11 protein-coding genes and 1 tRNA gene are annotated in these 11,626 nt (G+C 67.6%); 7 read left to right on the top strand and 5 right to left on the bottom strand.

The annotated features are described in order from the left end of the window. Positions 1–13 precede the first annotated feature (13 nt). Entirely contained in the window at positions 14–604 is a 591-nt protein-coding gene (locus tag ACJH71_RS13065) for a class I SAM-dependent methyltransferase (protein WP_406758627.1), read from the top strand. Positions 605–771: 167 nt separating this feature from the next. Here the strand turns inward: ACJH71_RS13065 and ACJH71_RS13070 are convergent. Both ACJH71_RS13070 and orn read right to left on the bottom strand, forming a co-directional pair. Next, positions 772–847 (bottom strand) — tRNA-His (locus tag ACJH71_RS13070). Between the two features lie 36 nt (positions 848–883). Beyond that, entirely contained in the window at positions 884–1,540 is a 657-nt protein-coding gene (orn, locus tag ACJH71_RS13075; protein ID WP_406758446.1) for an oligoribonuclease, read from the bottom strand. 75 nt (positions 1,541–1,615) lie between these two features. On the opposite strand from orn, the gene ACJH71_RS13080 reads away from it, so the two are divergent. Further along, positions 1,616–3,184: a helicase HerA-like domain-containing protein gene (locus ACJH71_RS13080; protein WP_406758447.1), complete on the top strand. Its 1,569-nt coding sequence runs from the start codon at positions 1,616–1,618 to the stop codon at positions 3,182–3,184. Between the two features lie 8 nt (positions 3,185–3,192). On the opposite strand, the gene cmrA is transcribed toward ACJH71_RS13080, so the two are convergent. Next, positions 3,193–3,999 carry a mycolate reductase gene (gene cmrA, locus ACJH71_RS13085; RefSeq protein ID WP_406758448.1) on the bottom strand — a complete coding sequence of 269 codons (807 nt, stop codon included), beginning with the start codon at positions 3,997–3,999 and terminating at the stop codon, positions 3,193–3,195. Positions 4,000–4,022: 23 nt separating this feature from the next. On the opposite strand from cmrA, the gene ACJH71_RS13090 reads away from it, so the two are divergent. Beyond that, positions 4,023–5,324, top strand: a complete 1,302-nt coding sequence (locus ACJH71_RS13090; protein WP_406758449.1) for an MFS transporter — start codon at positions 4,023–4,025, stop codon at positions 5,322–5,324. Positions 5,325–5,366: 42 nt separating this feature from the next. Here the strand turns inward: ACJH71_RS13090 and ACJH71_RS13095 are convergent, their stop codons facing one another. Then, the gene (locus tag ACJH71_RS13095; protein WP_406758450.1) at positions 5,367–6,134 is read right to left on the bottom strand and encodes an MmpS family transport accessory protein; all 768 of its coding nucleotides are present in this window, start codon (positions 6,132–6,134) and stop codon (positions 5,367–5,369) included. 66 nt (positions 6,135–6,200) lie between these two features. Continuing rightward, the gene (locus ACJH71_RS13100; RefSeq protein WP_406758451.1) at positions 6,201–6,854 is read right to left on the bottom strand and encodes a TetR/AcrR family transcriptional regulator; all 654 of its coding nucleotides are present in this window, start codon (positions 6,852–6,854) and stop codon (positions 6,201–6,203) included. Between the two features lie 101 nt (positions 6,855–6,955). On the opposite strand from ACJH71_RS13100, the gene ACJH71_RS13105 reads away from it, so the two are divergent. The 4 genes from ACJH71_RS13105 to ACJH71_RS13120 all read left to right on the top strand — a co-directional run bounded on the left by ACJH71_RS13105 (position 6,956) and on the right by ACJH71_RS13120 (position 11,626). Continuing rightward, entirely contained in the window at positions 6,956–8,596 is a 1,641-nt protein-coding gene (locus tag ACJH71_RS13105; protein WP_406758452.1) for an AMP-binding protein, read from the top strand. A 74-nt stretch (positions 8,597–8,670) separates the two neighbouring features. Beyond that, positions 8,671–9,414, top strand: coding sequence for a CoA transferase subunit A (locus tag ACJH71_RS13110; RefSeq protein WP_406758628.1), 744 nt, complete (start codon positions 8,671–8,673; stop codon positions 9,412–9,414). Positions 9,415–9,416: 2 nt separating this feature from the next. Then, positions 9,417–10,058, top strand: coding sequence for a 3-oxoacid CoA-transferase subunit B (locus ACJH71_RS13115; protein WP_406758453.1), 642 nt, complete (start codon positions 9,417–9,419; stop codon positions 10,056–10,058). Continuing rightward, positions 10,055–11,626, top strand: a complete 1,572-nt coding sequence (locus ACJH71_RS13120) for a carboxyl transferase domain-containing protein (RefSeq protein WP_406758454.1) — start codon at positions 10,055–10,057, stop codon at positions 11,624–11,626. The genes ACJH71_RS13115 and ACJH71_RS13120 overlap by 4 nt, the downstream gene beginning before the upstream one ends.

Consider the following 11,626-nt stretch of genomic DNA (forward strand, 5'->3'; position numbering starts at 1 on the left):
GCCTATAACGTGGATGGACGCTGTGATACGCCAGGTGCGCCGGGTCGGTGACTTCCCCTTTCCGCACCAGGCCGCCTTCCTGCTGGACAATCCGATTCACCGACGCCTTGTCAATCCTGGTGGCGTGGTCGGCCAGCTAGCGCTTCGCGGAGGTGAACGAGTGCTGGAGATCGGACCTGGTCCGGGGATCTTCAGTATCGAGATCGCCCGCCGGCTGACGACCGGCCACCTCGATCTTTTCGATGTCCAACCGCAGATGCTGGACAAGGTGAAGCAAAAAGTCGAAGCTGCTGGCTACCGGAATGTGCAATTTCACTCGGGCGACGCCAGTGACGGGCTTCCTTTCCCCGACAACACTTTTGATCTTGCATTTCTGGCCAGCGTGCTCGGCGAGGTTCCGGACAAAGCGGCATGTGCGGTGTCCTTGCAGAATGTGATCAAGCCGGGTGGGCGGCTGGTCTTCCAGGAGATATTCCTTGACCCCGATCGACTGGGCGTCGCAGAACTACGCGCTCTTTTCGAACCCAGGGGCTTTGTGCTCAAGTCCGCGACGGGAAGCCGGTGGCGTGACATCGTGGAGTTCACCCGGGGTGAGGCCGCATAGGCTGCAGTACGGCTTATCCATCCTGTCCCCATCCGGCAAGGCGTATGTGACCGCGGCCTTCGCGGCGGCGCCAGACTGGGGATGTTGCGCCCCACCACGGATGCCACAAGGTCGCTCAGAATCCCGTAGAAACGAGTCAGGCCCCCTCGAAAGGGGGCCTGACCTGCTGGGGTGGCTGACGGGACTCGAACCCGCGACACCCAGGATCACAACCTGGTGCTCTACCAACTGAACTACAGCCACCATTGCTGCCCCGACTAGCAAGCAGCGTCGTCGATACTAACCGCTTGGGCGCTCAGCGACCGAATCGATATCGTCGGGCGCGTCCACCGGCGGCCCCAGTTCCCCGGCGATCGCGGCAATGTCGCTGGTAGACGGCCCGGGTGGGGCGACGAACGCGGTGCGCCGGTAGTACTTCAATTCCCGGATGGACTCGTGGATGTCGGCCAGTGCGCGGTGCGCCAGGCCCTTTTCGGGCTGGCCGAAGTAGATCCGCGGATACCACCGACGGCACAGCTCCTTGATCGAGCTGACGTCGATCATCCGGTAGTGCAGGTAGTCGTTGAGGGCGGTCATGTCGCGGGCCAGGAAACCGCGGTCGGTGCCGATCGAGTTGCCCGCCAGCGGCGCCGTCTTGGCCTGCTTGACGTGGGTGCGGATGTAGTCGAGCACCATCGCCTCGGCGGTGGCCAGATCGACCGTCGACGCCCTGACCTCGTCGATCAGGCCCGATCTGGTGTGCATCGCGGTCACCACGGGGCTCATCGCGTCCAGGTCCGCGTCGTCGGCGTGGATCACCACGTCAATACCGTCGCCCAGGATGTTCAGCTCGCCGTCGGTGACCAGGACGGCGATCTCGATGAGCTTGTCCGAGCCCAGATCCAGGCCGGTCATCTCACAGTCGATCCAGACGAGTTCGTCTCGTGCAGCACTCACAGTGAGCCAACGTTAGCCGTTCGCCCCCGCCATAGCCGCACAGCGGTACAGACCGGCCAAGTAATGTCGTGACCTGTGAGTCCCGAGTCGGCGGCGAACGCCGCGCAGCAGATCGCGGCGGGCTACGTCGCCGACGGCCAGGCCCTGGAACTGGGCACGGTGGTCATCGACGACACCGCAGACGCCTCCGCGCAGGTCCGCATTCCGCTGGCCACCATCAACCGTCACGGCCTGGTGGCCGGCGCCACCGGCACCGGCAAGACCAAGACGTTGCAGGTGATCGCCGAGCAGCTGTCGGCCGCCGGCGTCCCGGTGCTGATGGCCGACGTCAAAGGTGACCTGTCCGGGCTCTCGCGGGCGGGGGAGGCCGGCGACAAGATCACCCAGCGCGCCACCGAGACCGGCGACGACTGGACGCCGACGGCGTTCCCGGTGGAGTTCCTGTCGCTGGGCACCGGCGGTCTCGGAATCCCGGTGCGCGCCACCATTTCCAGCTTCGGACCCATTCTGTTGTCGAAGGTGTTGGGGCTCAATGCCACCCAGGAATCGACCCTCGGGCTGATCTTTCACTGGGCGGACCAGAACAGCTACCTGCTGCTGGACCTGAAGGATTTGCGTTCGGTCATCACGTTTTTGACCAGCGATGCCGGCAAACCTCAACTGAAGAACCTCGGCGGGGTGTCGGCTCAGACCGCCGGGGTGATCCTGCGTGCCCTGGTCAACCTGGAGGCCGAAGGCGGCGACACCTTCTTCGGTGAGCCGGAGCTCAAACCGGAGGACTTGATACGCACCGACAGTCAGGGCCGCGGGATCATCTCGCTGCTGGAACTGGGCGATCAAGCCGCCCGCCCGGTGTTGTTCTCCACCTTCTTGATGTGGGTGCTCGCCGACCTGTTCACGCTGCTTCCCGAGGTCGGCGACGTCGACAAGCCCAAGCTGGTGTTCTTCTTCGACGAGGCGCACCTGCTGTTCACCGACGCCTCCAAGGCGTTCCTGCAGCAGGTCGAGCAGACCGTGAAGCTGATCCGCTCCAAGGGCGTCGGGGTGTTCTTCTGCACCCAGTTGCCCACCGATGTGCCCAACAGCGTGCTGTCGCAGCTGGGCGCCCGGATCCAGCATGCGCTGCGCGCGTTCACCCCCGATGACCAGGCGGCGCTGAGCAAAACGGTGCGCACCTACCCGAAAACCAAGGTCTATGACCTGGAGTCGGCGCTGACGTCGCTGGGGATCGGCGAGGCGATCGTCACCGTCCTGTCGGAGAAGGGCGCCCCCACCCCGGTCGCCTGGACGCGGCTGCGGGCACCGCGATCGCTGATGGCCCCCGTCGGTGACGCGGCGATCACCGCCGCAGCCACCGCGAGCCCGCTGCACGCCGTCTACAGCGAGACGGTGGATCGCGAGTCGGCCTATGAGATCTTGTCCGGCAAGCTCGCATCGGGGGAGGGCAGTGCGCCGCCATCCGACGCCCAGGGATACGACGAGCTGCCGCCGCCACCGAAGCTGCACTGGTGGACGCGACTGGGACGCTGGATCAAGGGCATCTTCGCGAGCCCGGCGGCCAAGAGCTTTGCCCGTTCGGCGGGAACAGCGATGGGTCGCGAGATCACCCGGGGCATGATGGGCACCGGCCGGCGTCGCCGGTAACTGGAGCGTTAGTCCCCGCCGAGCTTCTTATAGACCGCCCCCACGATCGGCGTGACGATGGCGCGCGGCGCGTAGCCGCTGGCCATCGACATGGCTTTGGAGGTGATCCCGGGCACCACGCGCATCTTGTTGCGCGCCAGTGCATCCAGCGACAGCTTCGCGGTGTGCTGGGTGGAGATCCACAAGAAGTCCGGGATCAGCCGGTCGACCAGCGAGGCCTCGGTGGCATCAGGCATCTCGGCGCGCACCGGCCCCGGCGCCAGCAAGGTCACGTGCACCCCGGACCCCCGCAGCTCGCCGCGCAGCGATTCGCTGAACGTGTTCGCAAACGCCTTGGTCGCGGCGTAGGTCGCGTTGTTGGGGATCGGTGAGTTGCCCGCCGCCGAACCCGAGATCAATATGCCGCCGGCGCGGCGCTCGAGCATGCCGGGCAGCACCGCCAAGACCAGGTCGTGCACCGCCACCGCGTTCAGCTGCACCTGGGCCTTCTCCGCCGCCGGGTCCAGGCCGGAGATCGGTCCGAACGTCGCGGTTCCGGCGTTGGCGCACAGCACCGAGATGTCCCGCTCGGCCAATTCAGCGCAGAACGCGTCACGCGCCGGCGGGTCGGCCAGGTCGACCGCCCGGACCTCCACCGCGACCCGGTACTTGTCCCGCAACCGCGCCGCCACGTCGTTGAGCACGTCTTCGCGGCGCGCGGTGATGATTAGGGCGTGGCCGCGGGCGGCCAGCTCGGTGGCCAACGCCTCACCGATCCCCTGGGACGCTCCGGTGACGACGGCGCGGGCATCTGGGCTGGGAGCAGGAATCGGCATGGGGCAATCGTAGAGTGCCAGTCATGGGTGAGCCTGGGGCGGACAAGCCGGGGCGATCCCGGATCGTGGCGTGGGCCCTGTGGGACACCGGTGCGGCCGGCGTCAGCGCCATCGTGGTGACGTTCGTCTACTCGGTGTATCTGACCAGCAGTGTCGGCCGTGAGCTGCCCGGAGAGGTGTCCCCGGCGAGCTGGCTGGGCCGCACCCTGGCCATCTCGGGGCTGACCGTGGCCGCGGTGGCGCCGGTGATCGGGGTCTGGGTGGCCGCCCCACACCGTCGTCGCGTGACGCTGGCGGTGCTGACCGGTACCGCGGCGGCGCTGACGGCCTCGATGAGCCTGATCCGTGACGAGCCCGCCTACCTGGCTCCGGGCCTGCTGCTGTTGGCGCTCACCGCCGCGTGCGGCGACCTTGCCAGCGTGCCCTACAACGCCATGCTGCGGCAGCTGTCGACCCCGCAGAACTCCGGCCGGATCTCCGGTTTCGGCTGGGCGGCCGGCTATGCCGGCAGCGTGGTGTTGCTGCTGCTGGTCTACGTGGGCTGCATCGCCGGCAGCGGTCCCACCCGCGGCCTGCTCGGTTTGTCCACCGAAGGTGGCCACAACGTTCGGGTGGCAATGCTGATGGCGGCGGCGTGGCTGACGGTGTTCGCGCTGCCGCTGCTGCTCACCGCGCACCGGTTGGCGGGCGAGGGTGAGGCGCCTGCGCCGCGGCTGGGCTTCTTCGGCGGTTACCGCCAATTGTGGCGCGACATCACCGTGGAATGGCATCGCGACCGCAACTTGGTCTTCTATCTGGTGGCTAGCGCGATCTTCCGCGATGGACTGGCTGGGGTGTTCGCGTTCGGCGCGGTGCTCGGCGTCAACGTCTACGGCATCTCGGCCGGCGACGTGCTGATCTTCGGGGTGGCCGCCAGTGTGGTGGCCGCACTCGGGGCGATCGCCGGTGGCCTGCTCGACGACCGGATCGGGTCCAAGACCGTCATCGTGGGCTCCCTGGTCGTGATGATCGCCGCCGGCACCACGCTGATGACGCTGTCGGGGCCAGGGGCGTTCTGGGCCTGCGGGCTGGTGCTGTGTCTGTTCATCGGGCCGACCCAATCCTCGGCGCGCACTCTGCTGCTGCGGATGGCCGACGACGGTATGGAAGGGGTGGCGTTCGGCCTCTACACCATGACCGGTCGGGCGGTGTCGTTCCTGGCGCCGTGGCTGTTCTCGGTCTTCGTCGACGTCTTTGGCTCCGACCGGGCGGGCATGGGCGGGCTGTGCACCGTCCTGCTGCTGGGCCTGCTGGCGATTCTGCCGGTGCGGGTCAGCCGGGTTTGACGGCGACCCGCTTCGCCCGGCTCCGCCGCGCTGGCGATCGCCTCAGCCGGCCGCCGCGCACACCGTGAGGATCGAACCGGTGCGCTGACGGACCTGGGCGCCGTCCACCGATACCGAGCAGGTGATCTGCTCGCCGAAATTGACCACCGTGACCGCCGCAGCCGTCGTCGCCGGCGGCGTCAGCGTCACCTGCTTGGTCCACGGCAGGGCCACGTTGAACTCGGTCTGCAATATCCCGCCGGTATCGATGTAGGCGATGCTGAGCGCCCTGCCGGTCCCGCTGACGCTGTAGACGATCGTCTCGGGCACCCCGGCGGTGGTCGAGGTCGTCGGTGGCGGCGTGGTTGGTGTGGTGCTGGGCGCCGGCGTCCGCGACGGGGGCGTGGTGGTCGGAACGCGCTTGGGAACCGGCGTACTCGGGGCCGTCGGCAACGGGGTCACCGGTGTCACGGTGGCCGAATTGCGTTGCGAGCCATTGGCGATCACCAGGGCGATGACCATGCCGACCACCAGCAGCACCGCGGCGCCGGCGACCAGGAACAGCCAGTTCGGGAACCGTGGGGGCTCCGGCGGTCCGCCCTCGCCGCCGCCTACTGGCCCACCCGGCGGGGGCTGGGGCGCCTCCCAGGGCTGTCGCGGCAGTTGCTCGGTGGGGTGCGGAGCCTGCGGCGGATAGCCGGGCGGGTACGTCGGGAGCTGCCCGGCGTAGGCCGGGTCGACGTAGGGCGGATAGCCGGCGGTCGGCGGTTCGGACGCTCCACCGCGCTGCCACGGCTGGTTAGAGCCCTCCGGTCGGTACGGATCGGTCATGCCCACCTCATGGCTTGCAGGGTACCTGCGGCGGGCGTCGGCGGCCGGGACGTCGGCGTGCCCGGCCTAAATTGCGGCCGCGCCCAGCGCTCTGATCGTCATCGCCCGCAACACCGCTCGCGAGCGCTCCGGGCCGGCTGACTTGGCGCCGGTGGGCTTCATGCTGTGCGGGGTCGAGTTCAGCAAGCCGAACGCGGCGTGGGCCATCAGCCGTGCATCGGTTTCGGCCAGACCCGTGTGCAGCGTGCGCAACACGCTCACCCACACCTCGACATACTGCCGCTGGGCGCTGCGCACCTGGCGCTGGGCGGCGGCCGGAAGATGTGCCAGGTCACGGTCCTGGATACGGATCAGATCCGGCTCGCCGAGGGCGAAGTCAAGGTGAAAGTCGACCAGGCCGTCCAGCACTTCCTGCGGGCCGTGTCCACCCGCTTCGACGGCGCGCGCCCCGGCGAGTAACCGGGTGCTGATACCGACCAGCAGCTCGACGAGCAGTGCTTCTTTGCCTGCGAAGTGTCGGTAAATGGCCGGACCGCTGACTCCTGCGGCCGCACCGATGTCCTCCAACCGCACTGCGGGGTAGCCGCCCTGGGCGAAGAGGCGTTCGGCGGCCGCGAGCAACTGGCTACGCCGGTCGGACTTCAGCCGGCTGCGCCGGTTGGCCGGCTCGTCGTTGCCCGCCGAGTCGGCCGAGGTGGACTTCGGAATGGAAGAAGCCATCACCCCTCCGCTCCATCGTGGACATCTCAGTTAATGGCCACTAACGTAACACCCGTCGCCTCGGAATACATCCGGCTTTGGGCGACATCGGTGGAGGCCCGATGGCAACTGCGATACCCGCGGCACAGGACGACTTGTCCTACGCCAGCGGCGGGGCCGAGCCCGCCCTGTTGGAGGCGACGATCGGCGCCACTCTCGCGGCGATCGCTAGCGCGTTCCCCGATCGCGATGCGTTGGTTGACGTTGCGTCGGGTCGGCGTTGGAGCTACGCCGAGTTCTTGGCCGAGGTGCGGCGACTGGCAACCGGGCTGCTGAAGGCCGGTATCGGCGCGGGGGAGCGAGTGGGCATCTGGGCGCCCAACTGTGCCGAATGGGTATTGACCCAGTACGCCACCGCCCAGATCGGCGCGATTCTGGTCAACGTCAATCCCGCCTACCGCTCCCACGAATTGGCCTATGCGCTCAAGCAGTCCGGGGCCGCGATGGTCATCTCGGCTTCGCGTTTCAAGACCTCCGATTACGTCGGAATGCTGGGGGAGGTGGCCCCCGAATGCCCGGATCTGCGCGAGGTGGTGTTCATCGACGGTCCCCGTTGGCAGGAGCTGGCCGGCACGTCGATCGATGCGACCGCACTGGCGCAGGTGGCCGCGACACTGGATGCCCGGGATCCGATCAATATCCAATACACCTCGGGCACCACGGGTTACCCCAAGGGCGCGACGCTGAGTCATCGCAACATCCTCAACAACGGCTACCTGGTCGGTGAGCTGCTCGGCTACACCGAAGCGGACCGGATCTGCCTTCCGGTGCCGCTCTACCACTGCTTCGGTCTGGTGATGGGGAGCCTGGCGGCGACCAGTCACGGCGCGACCATCGTCTTGCCGGGTCCCGGCTTCGATCCGGTGGCCACGCTGCGAGCGGTGCAGGATGAGGCGTGCACCAGCCTTTACGGGGTGCCCACCATGTTCATCGCCGAACTCGGTCTGGCTGACTTCGGCGAGTACGACCTGACCAGCCTGCGTACCGGGATCATGGCGGGATCGCCGTGCCCGGCTGAGGTGATGCGACGGGTCATCGACGACATGCACATGGCCGGGGTGGCGATCTGCTACGGCATGACCGAGACCTCCCCGGTCTCGGCCCAAACCCGCAGTGAGGACTCGCTGGAGCAGCGAGTGGAGACCGTCGGGCAGGTCGGCCCGCACCTGGAGATCAAGCTGACCGACCCGGGCACCGGTGCGACGGTGCCGCGTGGGCAGGTCGGCGAGCTGTGCACCCGGGGCTACTCGGTGATGACCGGTTACTGGAATGACCCGGACAAGACCGCGGCGGCTATCGACGCGGGCGGCTGGATGCACACCGGCGATCTGGCCGTGATGGATGGCGACGGCTACGTCCGAATCACCGGCCGGATCAAGGACATGGTGATCCGCGGCGGGGAGAACATCTACCCGCGCGAGATCGAGGAATTCCTCTACACCCATCCCGACATCCGCGACGCTCAGGTCATCGGCGTGCCCGACGAAACCTACGGCGAGGAGCTGATGGCGGTGGTGATGATGCGCGACGGGACGCCGCCGTTGACCGTCGAGGGGCTGCGGGAGTTCTGCGCGGGCCGGCTCGCGCACTTCAAGGTGCCGCGCTACGTGCGGGTCGTGGCCGAGTTCCCGATGACGGTCACCGGGAAGGTCCGCAAGGACCAGATGCGCCGGCAGGCAATCGAGCATTTGGGCGGCGGCTGACAAGGCTGCTCGAGAATGGTATTCTCTGGCATCAGTTAATGAACATTAACTGAAATGAGGAGGCGCGCGTGGCGATAGACAAGGTCGTGGCGACGGCGGCAGAGGCCGTGGCCGACGTCACCGACGGCGCGTCGCTGGCGGTAGGCGGGTTCGGACTCTGCGGCATCCCGGAGGCGTTGATCGAGGCCCTGCTGCAGCTCGGGGTCACCGATCTGGAGACGGTGTCCAACAACTGCGGTGTCGACGGTGTCGGACTGGGAGTGCTCTTGGAGCACAAGCGCATCCGCCGCACGGTCAGCTCCTATGTAGGTGAGAACAAGGAGTTCGCCCGGCAGTTCCTCTCCGGTGAGCTCGAAATGGAGCTGACCCCGCAGGGCACCCTCGCCGAGCGGCTGCGTGCCGGCGGCGCCGGCATCCCGGCGTTCTACACGCCCACCGGCGTGGGCACCCAGGTTGCCGACGGCGGCCTGCCGTGGCGCTACGACGGCGCCGGCGGGGTCGCGGTGGCCTCGCCGCCGAAAGAGACCCGGGAATTCGACGGCCGAACCTATGTCCTGGAGCGGGCGATCCGCACCGACTTCGCACTGGTGCACGCCTGGAAGGGTGACCGGCACGGCAACCTGGTCTACCGCGAGGCCGCCGCCAACTTCAACCCGGACTGCGCTGCGGCAGGCCGGATCACCATCGCCGAGGTCGAGCATCTGGTCGAGCCCGGCGAGATCTGCCCCGCCGAGGTGCACACCCAGGGAGTCTTCGTGCACCGGGTGGTGCACGTGCCTGATCCGATCAAGCGAATCGAGCGGGAGACGGTGCGTTAGTCATGACCCTCACCAGAGACGAGTTAGCCGCACGGGTGGCCGCCGAGCTGCGCGACGGGCAGTACGTCAACCTGGGCATCGGATTGCCCACCTTGATTCCCAACCACATCCCCGACGGCGTCAGCGTGGTGCTGCACTCGGAGAACGGAATCCTCGGAGTCGGCCCCTACCCGCTGCGCGAAGATCTCGACGCCGACCTGATCAATGCCGGCAAGGAGACCGTCACCACCCTGCCCGGCGCATCCTTCTTCTCGTCGTCGGCGTCGTTCGGAGTCATCCGCGGCGGCCACCTCGACGTGGCGGTCCTGGGCGCCATGCAGGTTTCGGCCGCCGGCGACCTGGCCAACTGGATGATTCCCGGCAAGATGATCAAAGGCATGGGCGGGGCGATGGACCTGGTGCACGGAGCGCGCCGGGTGATCGTGATGATGGAACACGCCGCCAAAGACGGCAGCGCCAAGATCGTCGAGCACTGCACGCTGCCGCTCACCGGCGCCCGCTGCGTCAACCGGGTCATCACCGACCTGGCCGTCGTCGACGTCACCGAGGACGGTCTGAAGCTGATCGAGACGGCCCCGGGTGTCACCGTCGACGAGGTCGTCGCGAAAACCGATGCCCCGCTGGATCTTTCGGCACTGTCATGACGTCACCGGTATTCGCTGACGAACACCGTCGTCTGGTCGCCGAGCTCAACGCCAAGCTGGCGGCGGCCGCCCTCGGCGGCAACGAGCAGTCCCGGCAGCGCCATGTGGCCCGCGGAAAACTGTTGCCACGCGACCGGGTTGACCGGTTGCTGGACCCCGGCAGCCCGTTCCTGGAACTGGCGCCGCTGGCCGCCGAAGGGATGTACGACAACGAGTGTCCCGGGGCCGGGATCATCACCGGCATCGGGCGGGTCGCTGGGCGCGAATGCGTGATCGTCGCCAATGACGCCACCGTCAAGGGTGGCACCTACTACCCGGTGACGGTCAAAAAGCACCTGCGTGCCCAAGAGGTGGCACTGGGCAATCGGCTGCCCTGCCTGTACCTGGTGGACTCCGGGGGAGCGTTCCTGCCCCGCCAGGACGAAGTCTTCCCCGACCGTGAGCACTTCGGCCGCATCTTCTACAACCAGGCGACCATGAGCGCTGCGGGCATTCCGCAGATCGCGGCGGTACTCGGCTCGTGCACCGCCGGCGGCGCCTACGTCCCGGCGATGAGCGACGAGGCCGTCATCGTCCGCGAGCAGGGCACCATCTTCCTGGGCGGACCGCCGCTGGTGAAGGCCGCGACCGGCGAAGTGGTGACCGCCGAAGAACTCGGCGGCGGCGACCTGCACTCCAAGGTCTCCGGGGTCACCGACTATTTGGCCGACGACGACGAGCACGCGCTGCGCATCGTGCGCCAGATCGCGGCGACCCTCGGGCCGCGCCCGGAAAGCCCTTGGGAGATCAGCGACTCCGCCGAGCCCCAGCATGACCCGGCCGAGCTCTACGACGTAGTTCCGCCGGATCCACGGGTGCCCTATGACGTGCGGCAGGTGATAGTCCGGCTGGTCGACAACAGCGAGTACAGCGAGTTCAAGGCCGAGTACGGCAAAACCCTGGTGACCGCGTTCGCGCGCATCCACGGCCACCCGGTCGGGATCATCGCCAACAACGGGGTGCTGTTCGGTGAATCCGCGCTCAAGGGGGCGCACTTCATCGAACTGTGCGACAAGCGCTCGATCCCACTGGTGTTCCTGCAGAACATCGCCGGGTTCATGGTCGGCCGCGACTACGAGGCCGGTGGTATCGCCAAGCACGGGGCCAAGATGGTCACCGCGGTGGCCTGCGCGCGGGTGCCCAAGCTGACGGTCGTGATCGGCGGCTCCTACGGGGCGGGCAACTACTCCATGTGTGGTCGGGCGTATTCGCCGCGGTTCCTGTGGATGTGGCCCAACGCGCGGATCTCGGTGATGGGTGGTGAGCAGGCGGCGTCGGTGCTGGCCACCGTGCGCGGCGATCAACTCGATGCCGCCGGCAAGCCGTGGTCGGCGGCCGACGAGGAAGCCTTCAAGGCGCCGATCCGCGAGCAATACGAGGTGCAGGGCAATCCGTACTACTCGACCGCCCGGTTGTGGGACGACGGGATCATCGACCCGGCCGACACCAGAACAGTTCTGGGCCTGGCGCTTTCGGTCTGCTCGAACGCGCCTTTGGACCCGGTCTCCTACGGCGTATTCCGGATGTGA

The sequence above is a fragment of the Mycobacterium sp. SMC-15 genome, assembly GCF_045310925.1.
In the GTDB taxonomy this organism is placed as follows: domain Bacteria; phylum Actinomycetota; class Actinomycetes; order Mycobacteriales; family Mycobacteriaceae; genus Mycobacterium.